The organism is Streptomyces sp. NPDC005808 (genome assembly GCF_042871385.1).
GTDB lineage: Bacteria > Actinomycetota > Actinomycetes > Streptomycetales > Streptomycetaceae > Streptomyces.
The window spans coordinates 310,943-330,312 of sequence record NZ_JBIAIK010000004.1 but is presented as its reverse complement, the minus strand read 5'-3'; the positions used below and the strand labels follow the sequence as shown (position 1 = coordinate 330,312).

The 19,370-nt window shown below is 69.0% G+C and carries 22 protein-coding genes and 1 pseudogene; 14 read left to right on the top strand and 9 right to left on the bottom strand.

Annotation, left to right across the window (positions count from 1 at the left end):
* Positions 1-46: 46 nt before the first annotated feature.
* Entirely contained in the window at positions 47-238 is a 192-nt protein-coding gene (locus ACFYPC_RS11920) for a hypothetical protein (RefSeq protein WP_388673980.1), read from the bottom strand.
* Positions 239-554: 316 nt separating this feature from the next.
* Positions 555-968 carry an ATP-binding protein gene (locus tag ACFYPC_RS11915; RefSeq protein ID WP_388673978.1) on the bottom strand — a complete coding sequence of 138 codons (414 nt, stop codon included), beginning with the start codon at positions 966-968 and terminating at the stop codon, positions 555-557.
* A gap of 173 nt (positions 969-1,141) precedes the next feature.
* Here ACFYPC_RS11915 and ACFYPC_RS11910 point away from each other — a divergent pair, with 173 nt between their 5' ends.
* Both ACFYPC_RS11910 and ACFYPC_RS11905 read left to right on the top strand, forming a co-directional pair.
* On the top strand, positions 1,142-1,987 hold the full coding sequence (locus ACFYPC_RS11910; RefSeq protein WP_388673976.1) for a helix-turn-helix domain-containing protein: 846 nt from the start codon (positions 1,142-1,144) through the stop codon (positions 1,985-1,987).
* A gap of 20 nt (positions 1,988-2,007) precedes the next feature.
* Positions 2,008-2,205, top strand: a complete 198-nt coding sequence (locus tag ACFYPC_RS11905; protein WP_388673974.1) for a DUF397 domain-containing protein — start codon at positions 2,008-2,010, stop codon at positions 2,203-2,205.
* 165 nt (positions 2,206-2,370) lie between these two features.
* On the opposite strand, the gene ACFYPC_RS11900 is transcribed toward ACFYPC_RS11905, so the two are convergent.
* Both ACFYPC_RS11900 and ACFYPC_RS11895 read right to left on the bottom strand, forming a co-directional pair.
* Positions 2,371-3,993, bottom strand: a complete 1,623-nt coding sequence (locus ACFYPC_RS11900; RefSeq protein WP_388673972.1) for an ABC transporter permease — start codon at positions 3,991-3,993, stop codon at positions 2,371-2,373.
* On the bottom strand, positions 3,990-4,904 hold the full coding sequence (locus ACFYPC_RS11895) for an ATP-binding cassette domain-containing protein (protein WP_388673970.1): 915 nt from the start codon (positions 4,902-4,904) through the stop codon (positions 3,990-3,992). Before ACFYPC_RS11895 ends, ACFYPC_RS11900 begins: the two co-directional genes overlap by 4 nt.
* A 160-nt stretch (positions 4,905-5,064) precedes the next feature.
* Between ACFYPC_RS11895 and ACFYPC_RS11890 the strand changes: the two genes are divergently transcribed.
* The gene (locus ACFYPC_RS11890) at positions 5,065-5,616 is read left to right on the top strand and encodes a GbsR/MarR family transcriptional regulator (protein ID WP_388673968.1); all 552 of its coding nucleotides are present in this window, start codon (positions 5,065-5,067) and stop codon (positions 5,614-5,616) included.
* Positions 5,617-5,727: 111 nt separating this feature from the next.
* On the opposite strand, the gene ACFYPC_RS11885 is transcribed toward ACFYPC_RS11890, so the two are convergent.
* Positions 5,728-7,248, bottom strand: a complete 1,521-nt coding sequence (locus ACFYPC_RS11885) for an APC family permease (protein ID WP_388673966.1) — start codon at positions 7,246-7,248, stop codon at positions 5,728-5,730.
* Between the two features lie 206 nt (positions 7,249-7,454).
* On the opposite strand from ACFYPC_RS11885, the gene ACFYPC_RS11880 reads away from it, so the two are divergent.
* Both ACFYPC_RS11880 and eutC read left to right on the top strand, forming a co-directional pair.
* Positions 7,455-8,849, top strand: coding sequence for an ethanolamine ammonia-lyase subunit EutB (locus tag ACFYPC_RS11880; RefSeq protein WP_388673964.1), 1,395 nt, complete (start codon positions 7,455-7,457; stop codon positions 8,847-8,849).
* The gene (gene eutC, locus ACFYPC_RS11875; protein ID WP_388673962.1) at positions 8,846-9,643 is read left to right on the top strand and encodes an ethanolamine ammonia-lyase subunit EutC; all 798 of its coding nucleotides are present in this window, start codon (positions 8,846-8,848) and stop codon (positions 9,641-9,643) included. Before ACFYPC_RS11880 ends, eutC begins: the two co-directional genes overlap by 4 nt.
* Before the next feature lie 143 nt (positions 9,644-9,786).
* Here eutC and ACFYPC_RS11870 read toward each other — a convergent pair whose 3' ends face one another.
* Positions 9,787-10,695 carry a diacylglycerol kinase gene (locus ACFYPC_RS11870; protein ID WP_388673960.1) on the bottom strand — a complete coding sequence of 303 codons (909 nt, stop codon included), beginning with the start codon at positions 10,693-10,695 and terminating at the stop codon, positions 9,787-9,789.
* A 193-nt stretch (positions 10,696-10,888) separates the two neighbouring features.
* Here ACFYPC_RS11870 and ACFYPC_RS11865 point away from each other — a divergent pair, with 193 nt between their 5' ends.
* From ACFYPC_RS11865 to ACFYPC_RS11850, 4 genes are all read left to right on the top strand, one after another.
* Complete coding sequence (locus ACFYPC_RS11865; protein ID WP_388673958.1) at positions 10,889-12,172, top strand: adenylosuccinate synthase; 1,284 nt, start codon at positions 10,889-10,891, stop codon at positions 12,170-12,172.
* A gap of 152 nt (positions 12,173-12,324) precedes the next feature.
* A complete protein-coding gene (locus tag ACFYPC_RS11860; RefSeq protein WP_388673956.1) occupies positions 12,325-13,074 on the top strand; it encodes an ATP-binding cassette domain-containing protein in 750 nt (249 codons plus the stop codon).
* On the top strand, positions 13,068-14,384 hold the full coding sequence (locus tag ACFYPC_RS11855; RefSeq protein ID WP_388673954.1) for a hypothetical protein: 1,317 nt from the start codon (positions 13,068-13,070) through the stop codon (positions 14,382-14,384). Before ACFYPC_RS11860 ends, ACFYPC_RS11855 begins: the two co-directional genes overlap by 7 nt.
* Entirely contained in the window at positions 14,381-14,980 is a 600-nt protein-coding gene (locus ACFYPC_RS11850; protein ID WP_388673952.1) for a hypothetical protein, read from the top strand. The genes ACFYPC_RS11855 and ACFYPC_RS11850 overlap by 4 nt, the downstream gene beginning before the upstream one ends.
* A 28-nt stretch (positions 14,981-15,008) precedes the next feature.
* Here ACFYPC_RS11850 and ACFYPC_RS11845 read toward each other — a convergent pair whose 3' ends face one another.
* Both ACFYPC_RS11845 and ACFYPC_RS11840 read right to left on the bottom strand, forming a co-directional pair.
* Positions 15,009-15,251, bottom strand: a complete 243-nt coding sequence (locus ACFYPC_RS11845) for a DUF397 domain-containing protein (RefSeq protein ID WP_388673950.1) — start codon at positions 15,249-15,251, stop codon at positions 15,009-15,011.
* Positions 15,248-15,742 (bottom strand): annotated as a pseudogene (locus ACFYPC_RS11840) (DUF5753 domain-containing protein); the annotation flags it as partial. The gene ACFYPC_RS11845 and the pseudogene ACFYPC_RS11840, both read right to left, overlap by 4 nt.
* Before the next feature lie 75 nt (positions 15,743-15,817).
* Between ACFYPC_RS11840 and ACFYPC_RS11835 the strand changes: the two are divergent.
* The 5 genes from ACFYPC_RS11835 (at position 15,818) to ACFYPC_RS11815 (ending at position 18,480) form a co-directional block, all read left to right on the top strand.
* Positions 15,818-16,258 carry a hypothetical protein gene (locus ACFYPC_RS11835; RefSeq protein WP_388673948.1) on the top strand — a complete coding sequence of 147 codons (441 nt, stop codon included), beginning with the start codon at positions 15,818-15,820 and terminating at the stop codon, positions 16,256-16,258.
* 83 nt (positions 16,259-16,341) lie between these two features.
* Positions 16,342-16,632, top strand: coding sequence for a hypothetical protein (locus ACFYPC_RS11830; RefSeq protein WP_388673946.1), 291 nt, complete (start codon positions 16,342-16,344; stop codon positions 16,630-16,632).
* Positions 16,633-16,802: 170 nt separating this feature from the next.
* Positions 16,803-17,690 (top strand): hypothetical protein, encoded by an 888-nt coding sequence (locus tag ACFYPC_RS11825; RefSeq protein WP_388673944.1) that lies wholly within the window; start codon positions 16,803-16,805, stop codon positions 17,688-17,690.
* A 116-nt stretch (positions 17,691-17,806) separates the two neighbouring features.
* The gene (locus ACFYPC_RS11820) at positions 17,807-18,070 is read left to right on the top strand and encodes a hypothetical protein (RefSeq protein ID WP_388673942.1); all 264 of its coding nucleotides are present in this window, start codon (positions 17,807-17,809) and stop codon (positions 18,068-18,070) included.
* Entirely contained in the window at positions 18,067-18,480 is a 414-nt protein-coding gene (locus ACFYPC_RS11815) for a hypothetical protein (protein WP_388673940.1), read from the top strand. Before ACFYPC_RS11820 ends, ACFYPC_RS11815 begins: the two co-directional genes overlap by 4 nt.
* 70 nt (positions 18,481-18,550) lie before the next feature.
* Here ACFYPC_RS11815 and ACFYPC_RS11810 read toward each other — a convergent pair whose 3' ends face one another.
* A complete protein-coding gene (locus ACFYPC_RS11810) occupies positions 18,551-19,201 on the bottom strand; it encodes a hypothetical protein (RefSeq protein WP_388673938.1) in 651 nt (216 codons plus the stop codon).
* Between the last annotated feature and the right edge of the window lie 169 nt (positions 19,202-19,370).

The window sequence follows — 19,370 nt, the reverse complement described above, 5'->3', positions numbered from 1 at the left end:
AGAGTCCGAGTGAGGCGGCCACCCCGCCCAGAACCATCAACGGCAGTCATCGGGGCGTGACGCTCTCGATCAGGGCACGCGCCTTGCGCAGCGCCTCTCGCAACTCGCCCGCGGTCGGGCAGTCCCTGCCGCGGACCCGGCAGTCACCGGTACACGTCCTCACGTGAACGAGCCAGGCGAGCCATTCCGGCTCCTCCGGCGCGTCCGACACTTCCACGCCGTCTCCGTCCTCACTCATGCGGTGACTCCCATCCACCCGGGCGCCATTCCTCGCCCATGGCTTCGCGCACGTACGCGCGGACCGGGTCGTCGTCGGCTTCCCACCCGCGTTGCCACGGCTCGGGCGGGAACCAAACTTCCTCGCGCGGGTTCGGCACGGGCCACACGTACGGGTCCGGGGTCCGTACTGGCTGGGCGGCGTCGTGCGGATCCGACATCGCGGGTCTGACCCGCCTGCGCGGCTGAAAGGGAAGTAACGCACCCAGTAGGGCGACCACGCACAGAATGGCGTTCTGCAATGCCGACAACTCCAGTCCGGTCGTTGACACAGCCACTCAACCGCTTCCTTCTGCGCAGGGCTTCTCCGTGATGCCGAACCGAGCCCACACGCATTTCGCGTACGGCCGCTGCGTGTGCCCCCACGCGTCGGCCAGCCGTCCTACGAGGGCCAGGCCGCGCCCGTCCTCTGCGTCCGGGTCGGAGTCGCGGGCCTGAGGAAGCCTCTGCCTGTCGGGGTCGGAGACTTCGAGGACCAGGTCAGGACCCCGCATGGAGAGGGTGACCTCGATCCGGGCGAACGCCACGCGGCAGTGGGTCACGGCGTTGGTGACCAGTTCGTTCGCCGACACGGTGACGTTGTCGGCGAGTTCGCCGGTGAGTCCCCAGTCGGCGAGGGTTCGGCGTACGTGCTGCCGCGCCGTCGGCACGTGTCGTCTGTGTTTGGGGAGGTGGAAAGTGGTTGTGGGCATGGCAAGCCTCCTCCTGACAGGGCGTCAAGGATGCGCCGGGTGTGGGCGCGTGACTTTGAGGCTAGAGGCGCAAGAGAAACAATCGCAACCTCTAAGGTCGCATACATGCTGTCGTACAAATGTGCTGTACTTGCCTTGCTTTACAGTGGGCTTGCGAAAGAGAGAGGTGTGCGATGCCCGCAGGGGGACGACCGACCGTGCGCAGCAGGCGACTTGGCGCAGCGCTCAGGAGGTACCGACTGGCCGTCAAGCTTGACCAGCCGCAGGCGGCCGAGGTGATCGCGGCACATCAGACCAGGGTCAGCCGCATCGAGACCGGACACGTCATCGCCCGCCCCATCGAGATCCGGGCGATGCTGAAGGCGTACGGCGTCGACGAGCCCGAAGTCCGCGAGAAACTGGAGGCGTTGGCCAAGCAGTCGAACCGGCGCGGCTGGTGGCTCCAACATGCCGAACACCTGCGGCCGGACTACCTCGACCACATCGCGTTGGAGGATGACGCGACGTACATCCGCGAGTGGCAGCCGGTTCTGGTCCCGGGGCTCCTACAAACTCCGGCCTACGCGGAGGCGATCATCACGGAGGGCCCCAACTACGTTGCTCCTGAACGGGTTGCCCAGCTGGTGAAGGTACGGGAAGGGCGACAGGCGAAGATCGAGGAAGGTGGGGCCGCGTACACCGCCATCCTCTGGGAAGCGGTCATCGCGCACCCGTTGGTGAGCGTCGAGATTCACCGGGAGCAGCTGTCCGCGATCCTTGAGGTCGGGAAGCGGAAGAACGTCACGGTTCAGGTGCTGCCGTTCAGCGCAGGCGCGGTGGCGGGTTCGACGTACGCTTTCTCCTCCTTCAGCTTCGAATCCGAGCCGACCGTCGAGGCCGTAACCATGGAGAACCTGCGGGGTACTTCGGTCCTTGAGGACCCCGAGGATCTTGCCGCTTACGCCAATGCGTACGACCAACTACGATCGGCAGCACTGGCGCCTGACGCCAGTGCGCGACTCATCCGGAGCGCACTGTGAAGTAGCAAGGAAGCCCCATCGTGACCGAGGTCATAAGCACCTTCCGCAAGTCCTCGTACTCCGGGCAGGAGGGCAACTGCGTCGAGGTCGCCGCCACAGCAACCGGCGGCCGAGCCGTACGCGACAGCAAGGCGCAGGACGGCCCGCTGCTCGCCTTCAACGGCGAGGGATGGCGGGCGTTCGTCACGGGGATGCAGACCGGAGAGTTCGGGCACTGATTGGCAGATCCGTCCCAGGCGTGTAGGCCGTGAACAGGCATTATCGCGGCTGACGTTGGTACATATCTGCCAATCCCCGACGTTGGGGGCCGGGCGCGGGACGCCGCCTCCCGGCGTGACGGCCTCGGACGTGTAGCCACGTCCGCCCGCCCGCTCGGGCCGCCCTCACCCACTCAAGTCCCGCCTCCGCAAAGCGCCCAGCCCCACCCCCACCAGCCCCACCCCAACCCCCGTCAGAATCAGAACCGGCGTCCAAGCCATCTCCCCACCCGGCAGCTTCGGAAGATGCCCGAAGGGCGAGAGGTTCATGACCGCCTGCGGGACGTTCAGGGCGGGGCCGATCCAGCCGAGGAGGAGGGCGAGGCCGGCTGCGGCCCAGGCGCCGGGGGCGAGTTGGGGGGAGAGTCCGTAGAGGAGGACGGCCAGGCCGCCCAGGGTCCAGACGGCCGGGATCTGGACGAGGCAGGCGCCGAGGAGGGGGCCGAGATAGGCGCCGTATCCCAGCGCGAGGCCGAGGCCGCCGAGCAGCATGATGAGGACCGCGCCGCCGAAGGCGATGACCAGGTGGCCACCGGCCCAGCGCAGTCGGCCGACGGCCCCGGCGAGGACGGGTTCGGCCCGCTGCGAGGTCTCCTCACCGTGCAGTCGCAGCACGGAGGAGACGACGTACAGCGCGGCGACCATGCCGAGCATCCCCACCATCGTGGCGAGGAACGCGTCCGTGATCCCGGTCTGGCCGCCCATCCGTTCGATGATCTCGCGGGTCTTGTCGTTGTCCCCGACGAGATCCGCCGCCCCCTTCGTCATCGCGCCGAAGGCGGCGCCGGCAGCCAGGTACCCGAGGCTCCAGCCCAGCACACTGCCCCGCTGGAGCCGCCATGCCAGCGCCCCGGCACTGCCGAGTCGTCCCGCGGCGGGCCCCGGCCGGGTGGGCAGGAAACTCATGCCGACGTCGCGCCGTCCGGCGAGTTCGTAGGCGACCGCGCCCTGCACCGCGCACGCCGTGACGAACAGGAGGAGCACCCACCAGCGTTCGTCCGCGAAGGCCCGCAGATTCTCCAGCCAGCCCACCGGCGAGATCCAGGTCAGGGCGGACGAGCCGTCGGTCGTCGCCGAGTCGCCGGCCGCCTTCAGGACGAAGGCCGCGCCGAGCAGTCCGCCGGTCAGCCCCTTCGCGAGCCGCGCGCTCTCGGTGAACTGCGCGACGATCGCCGCCATGGTCGCGAAGACCATGCCGACCCCCGCGACCGCGAGCCCCAACGCCACTGCTCCGGCGCCGCCCTGGCCCGCCAGGCCGGCCGCGATCAGCAGCGCGAGCGCGCCGTTGGCGACGAATGCCGCCAGCAGCGCCGCGGTCAGTGGGGCGCGCCGCCCCACCATCCCCGCGGAGAGCATCTCCTGCCGCCCGCTCTCCTCCTCGTCACGGGTGTGCCGTACGACGATGAGCAGGCTCATGATCCCGGCGAACACCCCGGCGTAGCCGCCGATGCGCCAGGCGGTGAGTCCGCCGAGCGAGTTGCTGAACACCGGTCCGTACGTGGCACGCAGGGAGCTGCTGGTGAGCATCTGCCGTGCGACGTCGGCGCGTTCGGCCGGCGTGCTGTAGACGGTTTCCAGGGAGTTCGGCATGGAGAGCACCAGCAGGGCGATCACCCCGACCCAGAGCGGGATCATCACCCGGTCACGGCGCAGCGCGAACCGCAACAGGGCTCCTGTGCCTGCCAGTTGGCGGGAACCCCCGGCTCGCACGGCGAAGGCCGAAGCGGTGGTGGCGGTGGTGGCGGTCATCGGGCCATCGCTCCTTCCGAAGCGTGTACGTCCTCCTGGTAGTGCCGCAGGAACAGCTCCTCCAGCGTCGGCGGGGTCGAGGTGAGCGACCGTACGCCCGAGTCGGTGAGGGAGCGCAGTACGGCGTCGAGCTTGTCGGTGTCGACCTGGAGCTTGACCCGCTTGCCGTCGACGTCGAGGTCGTGGACGCCGGGGAGTGTCGCCAACCCGCCCGGCGGTTCCGTGAGTTCGGCCGTGATGCTGGTACGGGTGAGGTGGCGCAGGTCGGCGAGGGAGCCGCTCTCGACGGTCTGCCCCTTGCGGATGATGCTGACGCGGTCGCAGAGTTCCTCGACCTCGCTGAGGATGTGCGAGGAGAGCAGGATCGTCCGGCCTCGGTCGCGTTCCTCCTCCACGCAGGCCTGGAAGACCTCCTCCATCAGCGGGTCGAGGCCGGAGGTCGGCTCGTCCAGGATCAGCAGGTCGACGTCCGAGGCGAAGGCGGCGACGAGGGCGACCTTCTGCCGGTTGCCCTTCGAGTACGTGCGCCCCTTCTTGGTCGGGTCGAGTTCGAACCGCTCGACGAGATCGGCCCGGCGCGCCGTGTCGAGGCCGCCGCGCAGCCGCCCGTACAGGTCGATGACCTCGCCGGCGGAGAGGTTGCGCCACAGGGTCACGTCACCGGGGACGTACGCGATCCGGCGGTGCAGTTCCACCGCGTCCGCCCAGGGGTCCCGGCCGAGCAGTTGCGCCGCGCCCGAGTCGGCGCGCAGCAGGCCGAGGAGGACTCGGATGGTGGTGGACTTCCCGGCGCCGTTCGGGCCGAGGAAGCCGTGCACCTCACCGGTCTCGACGTCCAGGTCGAGACCGTCGAGCGCGTGCGTCCTGCCGAACGACTTGTGCAGTCCGGAGACGGTGATTGCCTTCGTCATGATTCAGCCTTCGTCGTGGTTCAGCGTGCGTCGTCGTTCAGCCTTCGCCTTCGTCATGCTTCAGAACGTACGCTTCTTTCAGAAATTTGTGAAGTTAAGGAAGCGTATGAACGGCCGATACACTTGATGGTGGCACCTGAGCAGGGGAGATGATCCAGGGATGACCGAATCCAGCGGAGCCGGGCGGGACCGCGAGGCGGTCTCGAACCGAGCCGGACGGGACCCGGAAGCGGTCTCGAAGTTCGTCGAGGGCTTCGCGGCGCAGCTCGTCGAAGCCGGCATGACGCGCATGCCGGCCCGGGTTTTCGCGGCGCTGCTCGCCTCCGACGCCGCCACCCTGACCTCCGCCGAACTCGCCGAGCAGCTGCGGATCAGCCCGGCCGCGGTTTCCGGCGCGGTGCGCTACCTCGCGCAGGTGCACATGGTCTCGCGCGAGCGTGAACCCGGCTCACGGCGCGAGCGCTACCGCGTGCACAGCAACCAGTGGTACGAGGCGCTGACCAACCGCGAGGCGATTCTCAAGCGTTGGGCGTACGCGCTGCGCGAGGGCGTCGAGAATCTCGGCGTCGACACGCCCGCCGGCCGCCGACTCGCGGAGACCCAGGCCTTCTTCGAGTTCATCGACGGCGAGATCGCCCTGATGATGGACCGCTGGCGCGTCCACCGGGAACAGGTTTTCGGTGAGGGGCGCGGCGGCCCCGCTGAAGGGTGAGATTGCGTGAATAGGGGCCCTGTCGCTGCCCGCGCCCCGCCGCGGAGCCGCGTATGTCGCGGCCCCGCGTCCCTGAGGAGAGCTCCCGGCACCGGCCACAGCCGGAGGCGGTCACCGCTCCTTCGTCTCCTCCAGCACCGTCCGCCCCAGCAGCGCGTACCGCTCCGGAGCGCGTCGCTTCAGATAGGTCGCGTACCCGACGCCGCCCACCGCGATCAGCGCCACGATCCACGGGGTCGCCTTCAGGACCAGGGAGCCGGATTCCGCCCCCGCCGCCGCGCCCATGTTGGAGAGCAGCAGGACCACCACGCCGAGCATCGCGAGGCCGCCGATGAGGGGGGCGGTGAAGGTCTTGAACCAGTGCCTGCTCTCGGGGTGGTGGGTGCGGAAGTAGGCGAGGACCGCGAACGAGCAGACGGCCTGGACGACCAGGATGGCCATGGTGCCGAGGATGGCGAGCAGGACGTACGTACCGGTGTACGGGTCCTTGCCGGCGATCCAGAACGCGCCGATCAGGATCGCGCTGACGATCGTCTGGACGAGGCCGGCGATGTGCGGGGAGCCGTGCTTCGGGTGGGTCCGCCCGATCGTCCGCTGGAGCGAGGGCAGGACGCCCTCGCGGCCCAGGGCGTACATGTAGCGGGCGGCGCAGTTGTGGAAGGCCATGCCGCAGGCCAGTGAGCCGGTGATCATCAGCCACTGCATGACGTCGACGGCCCAGTGGCCGACGTACCGCTCGGTGGGGTTGAAGAAGAGGGCGAGGGGGTTCGAGGAGGAGGCGGCGGCGACCGCTTCGGTCTCGCCGTTGCCGATGATGGCCATCCAGGAGACGAAGACGTAGAAGACGCCGACGCCCAGGACGCTGATCATCGTCGCCTTGGGGATGATCTTCTTCGGGTCGCGCGACTCCTCGCCGTACATCGCCGTCGACTCGAAACCGACCCACGACCAGAAGGCGAAGAAGAGACCGAGCCCGGCGCTGGTGCCCTGGAAGGCGTTGACCGGGTTGATCGGACCGAAGGTGAAGCCGTGCGGGCCGCCGCCGTGCAGGGCGACCGAGATCGCCATCGCGGCCAGCACCGTCACCTCGGTGGCGAGCAGTACGACCAGCAGCTTCTCCGCGACCGAGACACCGAACCAGGTACCCGTGGCGTTGACCGCGAGCATCAGGATCGCGAAGGCCCACCACGGGATGTCCATCCCCGTCTGGTCGTTCAGCGTCGTCGTGGCGAAGGTCGAGAAGATGCCGATGAGCGCGGGCTCGAAGACGACGTACGCGAAGGTCGCGAGGAGCCCGGACGCCAGACCGACGGTGCGGCCGAGACCGTACGAGATGAATCCGTAGAAGGCGCCGGTGGAGGTGATGTGCTTCGCCATCGAGGTGAAACCGACCGCGAAGACGGCGAGTACGGCCATCGCGACGAGGTAGCTGGCGGGGGCGCCGATGCCGTTGCCGGCGGAGACCATGAAGGGCACGTTGCCCGTCATGGCGGTGATCGGGGCGGCGGTGGCGACGGCCATGAAGACCACGCCGAGCAGGCCGATCGCGTTCGGCTTCAGCCGGTGGACGGTGCCGTCGCCCGCCCCCGCGCTCGCGCCCTCCGCAGGGGCTACGCCCTCTTGAACCGCCATCGGGTGGCCCCTCTCCTCGATCGCCGAATGCTGATCTCTGCACACGGGCAATGGGCCGGAATCCTGCTGGCCGAATGATTCGCCCCGCAGGTCGAAGCGTTAAATGTTTGTCAACTAGACCTTTAGGCCGCCTGAGGATCGAACGTCTGCGTAAACTCTGCGGCCGGCCATGGACCCCGGGCCCCGGCCTTCGTACGGTCGCCGACATGACCACCTACAGCGCCACCCTGGGCGGCCGGAGCTACCGGTTCGACGGACTGGCCCGGCTGCTCGCCGCCGCGAGCCCCGAGCGGTCCGGCGACCGTCTCGCCGGTCTCGCCGCCGAATCCGCGCAGGCCAGGGTCGCGGCGCGGTGGGCCCTCGCGGATGTGCCGCTCGCACGGTTTCTCGCCGAGCCGGTGATCCCGTACGAGGACGACGACGTGACCCGGCTGATCGTGGACACGCACGAGGCTGCGGCCTTCGCGCCGGTGGCCGGGCTCACGGTCGGCGAGTTCCGCGAGTGGCTGCTGTCCGCGACGGCGGACGCGGCGGCCCTCGCCGCCCTTGCCCCCGGTCTGACACCGGAAATGGTCGCCGCCGTCTCCAAACTCATGGGCAACGCCGACCTGGTGGCCGTCGCCCGCAAGGTGCGCGTGGTCACCGCATTCCGCTCCACCATCGGCCTGCCCGGCCGCCTGGCGACCCGCCTCCAGCCCAACCACCCCACCGACGACCCGGCGGGCGTGGCCGCGGCGCTCCTGGACGGACTCCTCCTCGGCTCCGGCGACGCCGTCATCGGCATCAACCCGGCGACCGACAGTCCAAAGGCGGTACGGGATCTCCTGGACCTCCTGGACGGCGTGATCGCCCGCTACGACATCCCCACCCAGTCCTGCGTCCTGTGCCATGTGACGACGAGCGTCGACCTGATGGAACGCGGCGCCCCCGTCGACCTCGTCTTCCAGTCCATCGCCGGTACGCAGGCCGCGAACGCCTCCTTCGGCGTCACCCTCGGCCTCCTCGACGAGGCGTACGAAGGCGCGAAGGCGCTGGGCCGCGGCACCGTCGGGCACAACGCCCTCTACTTCGAGACCGGCCAGGGCAGCGCGCTGTCCGCCGACGCGCACCACGGTGTGGACCAGCAGACGGTGGAGGCACGCGCGTACGCCGTGGCCCGCCGCTACGACCCGCTCCTCGTGAACACCGTCGTCGGCTTCATCGGCCCGGAGTACCTGTACGACGGCCGCCAGATCCTGCGGGCGGCGCTGGAGGACCACTTCTGCGGGAAGCTCCTCGGCCTGCCGATGGGCCTCGACATCTGCTACACGAACCACGCCGACGCCGATGACGACGACATCGCGACCATGCTCACGATGCTCGGTGTCGCGGGCGCGTCCTTCGTGATCTGCACGCCGGGCGGCGACGACATCATGCTCAACTACCAATCGGCCTCGTACCACGACGCGTTGTACCTGCGCGAGGTGCTCGGCCTGCGCCCGGCACCGGAGTTCGAGGCGTGGCTGCAGCGGATCGGGCTGCTGGACGAAGCGGGCGGCGTCCGCGACGTCTCCGGCACGGCCCATCCCCTGATGACGATCGGCAAGGAGCTCGCGGCATGACAGAACGTCAATTGGCCGATCTCGTACGGGCCTTGGTGGCGCCCGAGTCCGACGCCGCGATGTGGGCCACCCTGCGCACGCATACCCAGGCCCGGATCGGCCTCGGCCGGGCGGGCTCGGCCCTGCCGACGCGTCACCGGCTGGAGCTCCAGGCCGCGCACGCCGCCGCGCGGGACGCGGTGCACTCGCCGTTCGCACCGGAGGTGGTGGCGGCCGCGCTGACGGGAGTTCCGACCGTACGGGTCCGGAGCGCCGCCCCCGACCGGCTCACCTATCTCCAGCGTCCCGACCTGGGCCGCCGTCTCGACGAGGTCGACCGGGCCCATCTGCCGCGGGACGACTGGGACGTGGTGTTCGTGGTCGCCGACGGATTGTCGAGCCGGGCCGTGCACGAGCACGCGGCGCCGGTGATCCACGAGACCACCTCGCTGCTGCCGGGCAGTTGGCGTGTCGCCCCGGTCGTCCTGGCCGAGCAGGCCCGGGTGGCTCTCGGCGACGACATCGCCCACGCGCTGGGCGCCGCGATGGTGGTCGTCCTCATCGGTGAGCGTCCCGGGATGTCCGCGGCGGACTCGCTGGGCGCCTATCTGACGTACGCACCCGTCCCGGGCACCACGACCGACGCCGACCGCAATTGCCTCTCCAACATCCGGCCTCCCCTGGGCCTGTCCCACGCCATGGCCGCCGCCAAGCTGGCGGCGCTGATGCGGCGGGCGCGGGAGCTTGGGGGGACGGGGGTGGCTTTGAAGGACGAGTCGGATACGGGGGCCTTGGTGGCCTTGCCGGCGAGGTAACTTTCAGCCCGTCCGGCGTTTGAGGACGAGCCGCGTCAGCGCGATACGGGGTCTGGGAGCAGGGCCCCAGAAACAAGGGACGGGCAGGGGCGGAGGGGGCGAAAACCCCCACCCCAGCCGCCCGCGCCGCCCGCCCCCACCTCTCACCCCACCGGCAACGTAAGCCCCCAAGCCCCCTCCCACACCACCCACGTCCGGGTCCGGACAGGCCCCCCGACCAACGCATCCGCCCGGTACCGGAAGTCCGCCCCGGAGACGGTCACCCGTCGCCCCACCACCCGTATCGGCGCGACCGCGGCCCCCAGGGACACCGGCCGCACCTCGACCTCCGCACCGCCGAGCACCCCCGGCGTGACGGAGACCGACTCCACGGGCTGGTCGAGGTCGACGACGAGCACCCCGTCGACCTCGACCCGCAGCCGCGAGGGCCGCGAGGCCTCGGGCGCGGGCGCGGCGATCAGGCGCCCCGGCCGCGAGGCAAGGGTGCGGACCAGCGACTGGCAGGTCCGCAGCCAGGGCGGCCGGGCGGCGGCCGACTCCCCGGGGCCGGAGCCGGAGCCGGAGCCGGAGCCCTCGCCGGGGCCGGAGAAGGGGACCGCACCCGGAGAGGGCAAGGCCACCGACGGAATCCGCAGCGTCCCCACCACCACCCCGTCGCTGTCGTCCACCAGCAGATCCATTCGCCGCTCCCTCCCGTCGAGCACGGCCCGGGCCGCCGCGACCGCCCCCATGGGCACCCCCAGCGACCGGGCGAGCGACAGCACACCCCCCACCGGCACGAGGGACACCGCGCACGCCCCCAGCGCCCGCTGCCGGTGCAAAAGCGACACCGCGCGCAGCAGCGCCCGGTCGTCCCCTACGACAACGGGCCGTCGCGACCCGCGACGGGCGAGCGCGCGAGCAAATTCCTCAGGCCCGGCCGGGAGGCACACTTTCGTGGCCGCACCGGCGCTGAGCACGTCTTTTGCGATCCGTACCGACTCACCGTCACTGCGATGGGCGACCGGGTCGATGACCACCAGGAGCTGGTCGGAAGGCGCCACCTCGGTCATGCCTCGCTTCCTCGGGTAGCATCTTTGTGCAAGAGCCCCTTGCGCTATTGCGCCAGGGGCTTGGTCTATTCCGGGGCATCCGGTCCGAAGGGTCGCGGCCAAAGAAGGTCGCCGGCATACGCAACCGTGCACAGGCATCGGTCGCGTACGTCCCCGACCTTGGACATGCCCCGCCCGGAAGGGGTGTACGCGCGTGCCCGCACTTGTGCTGCTCGGTGCTCAGTGGGGTGACGAAGGCAAGGGAAAGGCCACGGACCTGCTCGGCGGTTCCGTGGATTATGTGGTGCGCTACCAGGGCGGCAACAACGCCGGCCACACGGTAGTCGTGGGCGACCAGAAGTACGCCCTCCACCTCCTCCCTTCCGGAATCCTCACACCGGAGTGCACTCCGGTCATCGGAAACGGAGTCGTCATCGACCCGTCGGTCCTGTTCTCCGAGCTGAACGGACTGAACGAGCGAGGCGTCGACACGTCCAAGCTCCTCATCAGCGGAAACGCGCACATCATCACGCCTTACAACGTGACGGTGGACAAGGTGACGGAACGCTTCCTCGGGAAGCGGAAGATCGGCACCACCGGACGCGGTATCGGCCCGACGTACGCGGACAAGATCAACCGCGTGGGCATCCGCGTCCAGGACCTGTACGACGAGTCGATCCTGACGCAGAAGGTCGAAGCGGCCCTCGACGGCAAGAACCAGCTCCTCACCAAGGTCTTCAACCGCCGCGCCATCGAGGTCGGCCAGGTCGTCGAGGAACTGCTGGCCTACGCGGACCGGCTCAAGCCGTACGTCGCCGACACCGTGCTGCTCCTCAACAAGGCGCTCGACGACAACAAGGTCGTCCTCTTCGAGGGCGGCCAGGGCACGCTCCTGGACATCGACCACGGCACGTATCCGTTCGTCACGTCCTCGAACCCCACCGCGGGCGGGGCGTGCACGGGCTCGGGCGTCGGCCCGACGAAGATCAGCCGCGTCATCGGCATCCTCAAGGCGTACACGACCCGGGTCGGCGCGGGCCCCTTCCCGACCGAGCTCTTCGACGCGGACGGCGACGCGCTGCGCCGCATCGGCGGCGAGCGGGGCGTCACGACGGGCCGCGACCGCCGCTGCGGCTGGTTCGACGCGGTCATCGCCCGTTACGCGACCCGCGTCAACGGCCTCACCGACTTCTTCCTCACCAAGCTGGACGTGCTGACCGGCTGGGAGGAGATCCCGGTCTGCGTGGCGTACGAGATCGACGGCAAGCGTGTCGAGGAACTCCCGTACTCCCAGACCGACTTCCACCACGCGAAGCCGATCTACGAAACCCTGCCCGGCTGGTCCGAGGACATCACCAAGGCGAAGTCCTTCTCCGACCTCCCGAAGAACGCCCAGGCCTACGTCAAGGCCCTGGAGGACATGTCCGGCGCCCCGATCTCCGCGATCGGCGTCGGCCCGGGCCGCGACGAGACGATCGAGATCAACTCGTTCATCTAGTACGGCGGGAACGACCCGTACCCCCGTACAACCATAGGGAGCGCCCCCGGTGAGGCTTCGGCCACGCCGGGGGCGCTCCCAGCGGCATGCCCAGCCTTGACCCGGGAAGCGCACTGAAAGATCATCATTTTCTGTAAGAAGGCTGTGAGGCTGTGTCTGTTGAGTTCGCCACCTGCACTTACCAGTATCGGCGGGGCCCGGTCGTCCTCGACAGACTCAGCTTCGCCTTCCCCGCGGGCCGCACCGTGTTGCTGGGGCCCAACGGTGCGGGCAAGACCACGCTTCTGGCTCTTGCCGCCTCTGCCTTGAAACCCCGGTCGGGCACCGTCTCCTTCGCCGGGCTCAACCCCGCCGTGCGGTCCCAACTGCGTGGCTATCGGCGGCAGGTCGGGTGGATGCCTCAGCAGATCACTCCTGTTCCCGGTATGACGTGCCAGGAACAGGTTGCCTACGCCGGGTGGCTCAAGGGCATGTCACGACGTGACGCGTGGGACGGAGCCTTGGAGGCACTCGAGCGTGTGGGGCTCGCCCAAAAGGCAGGGCAGCAGACTGCATCGCTGTCCGGCGGACAACTGCATCGGGTCGGCGTGGCCCAGACGCTGGTGCACTCTTCCCGGCTCGTTCTGATGGACGAACCGACAGCGGGTCTCGACCCCGCGCAGCGGGGCACGTTCCGGAAGGTCGTCGAGCAGCTCTCCGAGAGCGCCGACATTGTCGTCTCCACACACCAGACCGAGGACCTTTCCGAGGTCTATGACCACGTCGTCGTCCTGTCGGACGGGATGATCCGATTCAGCGGTACCGTCAAGGAGTTCTACGCCCAGGCCCCGAACGACACGGCAGCGGGCCGAATTGCGGACGGTGCCTACACGGCTGTTCTCGGTGGGGGCGAAGCGTGGTGATGTTCCGCCTCCACCCCCGTGCCAACTCGGCTGTTCTCGTCGCTCCCCTGCTTCTTGGCATCGTTGTCCTCTACGTCTCCTCGGACTACGTCGCCGGGGACCTGGACGGCTACTGGACCGCGGCCACCGCCAAGGCGGCCTCCGCTTTGAACTTCATCGCCCCGGTGACCGCGGCGTGTGCCGCCTGGGAAGCCGGAAGACTCCGCCGCGCCGGAATCGGAGACGGGACCCCGACCCGCAACGGATGGCAGATCGCCGTAGCGTCGCTCGCGCCGGTCGTGCTGCTGGGCTTTCTCGCCCTCGCGACGGCACTCGCTGTAGCTCGCCTGCATATGAGGTCGGCTCCGGGGTGGCCGGATGCCCGGATCCTCGCGTCGGCCGCCGTCATCCTGTGCGCCCATGTCATCGCCGGATACGCGATCGGAATGTGGCTGCCCACGGTGGCCGCCGTCCCGGTGGTGCTGGTCGGCGACTACTTGTGGAACGTGTACCCGCCGGCGCTGGAGCCTCTGTGGCTGCGCCATCTCACTCGGCCGGCCTCCGGCTGCTGTATGAACACCTCCGCAGTTGACCCGGGGGGCATCGTGGCGCCTGGCCTTCTGGCTGTCGGCCTGGCCGCCTTGGCGCTCGCTGCCACGGCTGCTTCCCGGCACACACCGCGTCTGGGGAACCTGCCCAGATCAGTCCCGTACATGGGTGCCGCACTGGCGGTGATCGCTGCCTTGGCCACCACTGCTGAGGGCGTCAGCCTCGTGAACAAACTCGGCCCCGATGCGATCCAGGCGCGTCCGGTGTCTGATCTGGTTTGCGCCAACTCTCAGGGCACGCGGGTGTGTGTCTGGCCCGAGCACGCGCCCCGTCTCGTCGAGACGGCCCGTACCGTGAGCACGGCGGTCGAACGCCTTCGTCTCGTCGGAGTCACGCCACCGGACGTCATCACGGAGAGCAACCAGCAGCCCGGGCAGAAGCAGTGGACGGTCACGGTCAGGCAGGATCCGGGCTTCACCAGCCAGGACATCATGACCAGTCTCATAGCCGATCTCACCGTGGTCCTGGTCAACAGTCCACACAACGACAGCAATGCGAACTGCCCGGTGGACCCGGCCAAGGCCGCACAACAGGCTTTCGACTCACAGGATGAGCTCAGCAGTTGGCTTGCCGTTCGGGCCGGCATGAGTGCGCAGGAAGTCCGCCTCCGCTCCGACCCACGGACCTGGGAACCCGTCGCACACGTCCTCGACTCCAGCCTGACCAGCCAGAAGGACTGGTACCGCGCCACCCTCACCCGCGTGTGGTGCATGCCGCGATGACATGGTGGCTCCACACGCGGCGCGTGACGCTGCTCATGATCGTCACAGTCGGATTCTGGGCTCTGACCCTTGTCCTGGGCAACAGCAGTCTGCCGCTGCCCCAGCTGGGCGGGGCGACATCGGCGAACGTCCCGTTCATTCTCTTCGCCCCACTGGCTCCGGCCATCGCCCTGAACACGTGCTACGGCACGCCCACACCCATCGAGATGACAGCGCTACGACGAATTGCCGCTCTCGATTCTCTGCTCGCCGTCGCGGTGGTGGCGGCAACGGCCGCTGTGGCAGCCCCGGTCACGGCAGGATGGATCAGCGGTTTCAATGACTCCATTGTCGAGTCGGCCGTCCGCAACCTGGTCTGTTACACCGGGCTCGCCCTCATCGGCAGAGCGACTCTTGGCACCCACGCCTCAACGGTGATTCCGACGCTGGTCGCCCTGATCGTCTCAGTCTTCGGCTACGGACCGGAACAGGCAGCCCATTGGTGGGCGTGGCCTGCGGCAGAGTCCTCCGACATCCTTTCCTGGGCGGGATCCGCCGCCCTCCTCTCGATCGGCCTGTACCGCACGGCCCAAGGAGACTTTCCCCGCCGTTCATAAAGGTAAGGGGGACAGCACCGCTGTCATCTCAACTGCGGTCGGCGAGAAAGGCGGTCCAGGCTTCGCCGGAGACGGTGAGGTGGGGGCCGCCGGGGTTCTTCGAGTCGCGGATGTGGATGGTGTGGGGGCAGGCGGCGACCTCGACGCAGTTGCCGCCGCCGCCGTCGCTGTACGTCGACTTGTGCCAGTCGAGGGCGACTTCCACGCAGTCGCCACCGCCGCCGTCGCTGTAGCTGGACTTGAACCACCGCAGGGTTCCGGTGCGGGTCATCGTTCTTCTCCTGCCAACCGCTCGATGAGGCTCAGTGACTCGTCGGGACTGAGCGCCTGTGCGCGGATCTTCGCATAGCGGTGCGCCAGTTGGGCCACTTCCGGCGGATCGCTGACGAGGATGCCCTGGTCCTCGACTTCCAGGTAGATGACGTGGTCGTGCTCCTTGGTCACCACGAGTTTCATGGGGCCGCAAGCGCCCGCGTACGTTCCGCGCAGCCCGCGGTCCAGCGGCAGAACCTGCACGCAGACATTGTCCCTGCCCGCGTCCTCGGCGAGCGAGCGCAGCTGCCCGCGCAGGACCTCCCAGCTGCCGAACGGCCGCCGCAGCACGCTCTCTTCGAGGATCAGCTCGATCATCGGGGCGGGCTCCCGCTCGAAGAGCCGCCTGCGGACCAGTCGCGCCTCGACCAGCTCCTCCCGCTTCTGCTCGGACACCGGCGGATAGCCGCCGCCGATCAACGCCCGCGCGTACTCCTCGGTCTGGAACAGGCGCTACGCACACCGTTGCCGATGGTCGACGCAGAGTCATGGAAAACGCTAGCCCCGCCTGCGGAAACTGTCCCCATGGATACACAAAGTCACGAAACAAACCTCGACGAACCCCCATTCATCCCTGACTGGATCCCGGTCACCGGCATCCAACTCCGCAAGGCGGGCGTCCAGTTCGACGCGGTCCGCGTGGACGGCGACGACGGCCGAACCCTCGCGGACACCCTCGCGCGGATGACAGGCGGTGACCCCGGCCCGGTGGTCGAGGAGGCGAACGGGCGCCGCGCCGTGTATTTCCTGGTCCCGGTCGGCAGCACGTCGCACCGCGCGTGGCCGGACGGCGTCACCCGGCTCACCGCGGGCCCGAACCACGTCTCGTACGTCCCCGTGCCCGCCCTCGGTGGGCAGACCTGGCCGCTGAGTTGGCGCCATCGGCCAGGCGTCGACGGCCGCCTCGTGCACACGCTGCTGTTGCGTTCCGCACTCCAGTCGCAGGAGTGGGCATACCTCTCATAACGGGCATAGGCTGAAAACGCAAACGCACGTGCGTCGACCAGAAGAAGTCGACCAGAAGAGTCGATCAGAAGAAGGTGAGTGCGATGCGCGTCCTGCTCAAGGCCACTCTGGACACGGAGAAGTCGAACGAAGCGATCCGCAGCGGCAAGATGCCGGAGCTGATCAAGGAGATCGTGGACCAACTCAAGCCCGAGGCGGCGTACTTCGCGCCTTTGGACGGTCGCCGAACCTGCCTCCTGGTCTTCGACATGAAGGACAGTTCCGACCTGCCTCCTGTCGGTGAGCCGTTCCTCACCCAGTTCAACGCCAAGGTCGAGGTCAGCCCGATCATGAACGCCGAGGACCTTCAGAAGGGCCTGTCCCAGATCCGCTGACCGCAGGGGCGTCCGATTCACTCCCAGGGATGAAGAACGCGAACTTCCACCTGGGAAAAGGTAGTTGCGGCTTGCTTTCGTCGCTGTGCGTGCCCATAGAGTCACGCCAACGAAACGCCCCCGCGGTGCGCCAACACCCGGGGGCTCGACACCAGGAGAAAGCCCTCCGGATGCGTATTCATCGTACGACGCCCACGCGCGCCTTTTCAGTTTTCGCGAACGCCCTCCTCCGTGACCGGAGCATCTCCTGGTGCGCGGTCGGCGTACTGACGTACCTCCTGAGCCTCCCGAACGGCGCCCGCGCCACCATCCGTACGCTCGCCGAGCAGCGCAAGGAAGGGCGGGCGCGGATCGCGGCGGCCCTGCATGAGCTGGAGGAATCCAGGTATCTGCGGCGGGTGCTGCACAAGAACCCGGAGAGCGGCCAACTCTTCACCGTGTACGAGGTGTTCGACACTCCGTACGACGACGAACCACCCTCGGGTGAACCCGAAAAAATCCAGAACCTGGCCTCCGGCGAGTCGGAATCCGCGGCCTCGGGCCCGCTCCCTTCGGGAGAAAAGACCAGGGAACAAGAACCTCCCTCCCCGCCGACGGCGGAGTCGGCAGCGGATTTGGCAGCGGAGTCGACGTCGGCGTCGGCACCGCCGTCGCAGAGCGAGCGCACGGCGCTCGCCGCGAAGCTGCTCGGCTCGCTCGGCCGCGCCGAACCCCGGCTCGCGCTCGGCGCGGCGGAGGCCTTGCGGCTCGCGCCGCTGGTGGAGGAGTGGTGGGAGCGAGGCGCGAGCAGCGCGGCGGTGCGGGCCGCGCTGACGCAGGGGCTGCCGTCTCCGGTGTACTCGGCTCGGGCCCTCGTCGAGGACCGCCTGCGCCGCAAGTGCCCGGCCGGCCCTGCGCCGACAGCGACTCCGGTCACGACCGTTGAGATCCGCAGCACCGCCGAGATCCGCAGCACCGCCGAGATTCGCAAACCCGGCGCGCCCGCCTACCGGGACGCCGCGCGCCGGGGCGGCGCACTGGCCCGCGCGCTGCTGAGCGGGCGGGCGGCGCCCGCGTAGGTCCACGAAGACTCCCGGCCGTGCGTCCCTGCGGCCGGGTCAACCCAACCGAGAAGGATGCGATGACCGTATTGCTTGAGCGGCCTGACACGGTATACCGGAGGTATACTTTCGTCATGGCTGACACCACCGTCAAGGTCGACCCCGCTGTCCGTGACCGCCTCATGGTGCTCGCCCGCGAGCGCGGGATGACCATGCGCGATCTGATCGCCGAGCTGGCGGGCGCGACGCCCACGAAGGAAGAGCTGCGGAAGCGGTACGAGGAGAGCAAGGCGTACTGCGAGACGCACTTCGGTGTGACGCTCACCGACGAGGACCACGACAGGGCCGAGAAGGTCTGGCAGGACCTGGAGGCCGGTCGGCCCGTGGACAGCCTGTGAGCGGGGCGAGGGCGGGCTCGACGGCCGTGGTCTTCGACGAGACCGCGCTGCTCGCGCTCGGCTCCGGGAACTCGCTCGCGTCACAGTTCATCTCGAACACCGAGCACGGGCCCACCCGCCACGTGTACGTTCCCGCGCTCTGCCTCGCCGCCGCCGACGGTCGGCGGAAGGGGCTGGCCGAGCACGTCGGCGCCCTGCCCGCCGCCGAGATCGTCGAGCTGGACTTCGCAGGTGCGTCCACCGTGGGCGCGCTGCTGCGCGACGGGGTGGAGTGGCGGCTCGGCCACGCGGTCCATCTGTCCCGGCCTACGGCGGACTGGCCGGACGGCCGCCATGTGGTGACCACGGATCCGGACCTGTACGCGGACATGCCGCTTGTGCGGACGATCAGGTTGCCGCGACAGCGGTGACGGGGAAGGGCGGGGGTGAGGTCCGTATCACCGGGCCTCACCCCCGCCCGTCTTGTTCGGCCTGCACAGCTCAGCTGAAGACGATCATCGACCCCTGTGCCAGGCTGCGGGTCGCGGCCGCGTGCAGGCCCAGCCAGACGTGGCGTTCGCGGGCGAAGGGGCTGGCGTCGTAGGGGGCGGGGGCCGCCGGTTCCTCAAGGTCGGTCGGGGCCATGGGGGGCTGTGGGGCGGCCGGTGGGTTCGCCGGGTCGATGCCGATCGACGGGGCGACGAACTCGAGTTCGCGCAGCAGCGTCTGGGAGGAGCCCAGGGGGCCGCCGCCCGCGAGGAGTTCGTCGTTGGCGAGCGGGTGCGGGAAGTCGACCGGGACGTACGCGCCCGCGTGGTCGTAGTGCCAGACCAGGTGCGACTGCTGGGCGTTCGTCCCGAACATCTCCAGCAACTGCTCGTAGTCGCCGCCGAGTTCGTCCACAGGTGTCACCGCGAGGCCGCACATCTGAAGGAGGTACGCGCGGCGCAGGAAGTGCAGGGCGTCGTAGTCGAACCCCGCGACCGGGGCCACGTCGCCGGACAGGCCCGGCATGTACGCGTACACAGGGACCGGCGGGAGTCCTGCCTCCGCCAGCGTCTTGTCGTACAGCGCGAGTTCTTCGGCGAAGGGATTGTCGGGGGTGTGGCACAACACGTCGACGAGCGGGACCAGCCACAGGTCACAGGCCAACAGACGGCTCCTCTAACTCCTTGGTGTGCACGGTGGTCAGGGAAGCGTAATGCTCGCGGCGGTCCTGGTCAGGCCTCGGTGCGCAAGTCGGCTTCCCGGTGGTGGCCCGGACGGGCCCGCTCCTGAGTGCTGCGCCCCCGAACCTCCGATCGCCCGAAGAGCTCGTCCT

Coding starts and splice junctions, on each gene's coding strand:
- ACFYPC_RS11920 (WP_388673980.1), bottom strand. CDS start 238: ATGAGTGAGGACGGAGACGGCGTGGAAGTGTCGGACGCGCCGGAGGAG.
- ACFYPC_RS11915 (WP_388673978.1), bottom strand. CDS start 968: ATGCCCACAACCACTTTCCACCTCCCCAAACACAGACGACACGTGCCG.
- ACFYPC_RS11910 (WP_388673976.1), top strand. CDS start 1,142: ATGCCCGCAGGGGGACGACCGACCGTGCGCAGCAGGCGACTTGGCGCA.
- ACFYPC_RS11900 (WP_388673972.1), bottom strand. CDS start 3,993: ATGACCGCCACCACCGCCACCACCGCTTCGGCCTTCGCCGTGCGAGCC.
- ACFYPC_RS11895 (WP_388673970.1), bottom strand. CDS start 4,904: ATGACGAAGGCAATCACCGTCTCCGGACTGCACAAGTCGTTCGGCAGG.
- ACFYPC_RS11890 (WP_388673968.1), top strand. CDS start 5,065: ATGACCGAATCCAGCGGAGCCGGGCGGGACCGCGAGGCGGTCTCGAAC.
- ACFYPC_RS11885 (WP_388673966.1), bottom strand. CDS start 7,248: ATGGCGGTTCAAGAGGGCGTAGCCCCTGCGGAGGGCGCGAGCGCGGGG.
- ACFYPC_RS11880 (WP_388673964.1), top strand. CDS start 7,455: ATGACCACCTACAGCGCCACCCTGGGCGGCCGGAGCTACCGGTTCGAC.
- eutC (WP_388673962.1), top strand. CDS start 8,846: ATGACAGAACGTCAATTGGCCGATCTCGTACGGGCCTTGGTGGCGCCC.
- ACFYPC_RS11870 (WP_388673960.1), bottom strand. CDS start 10,695: ATGACCGAGGTGGCGCCTTCCGACCAGCTCCTGGTGGTCATCGACCCG.
- ACFYPC_RS11850 (WP_388673952.1), top strand. CDS start 14,381: ATGACATGGTGGCTCCACACGCGGCGCGTGACGCTGCTCATGATCGTC.
- ACFYPC_RS11845 (WP_388673950.1), bottom strand. CDS start 15,251: ATGACCCGCACCGGAACCCTGCGGTGGTTCAAGTCCAGCTACAGCGAC.
- ACFYPC_RS11835 (WP_388673948.1), top strand. CDS start 15,818: ATGGATACACAAAGTCACGAAACAAACCTCGACGAACCCCCATTCATC.
- ACFYPC_RS11830 (WP_388673946.1), top strand. CDS start 16,342: ATGCGCGTCCTGCTCAAGGCCACTCTGGACACGGAGAAGTCGAACGAA.
- ACFYPC_RS11825 (WP_388673944.1), top strand. CDS start 16,803: ATGCGTATTCATCGTACGACGCCCACGCGCGCCTTTTCAGTTTTCGCG.
- ACFYPC_RS11820 (WP_388673942.1), top strand. CDS start 17,807: ATGGCTGACACCACCGTCAAGGTCGACCCCGCTGTCCGTGACCGCCTC.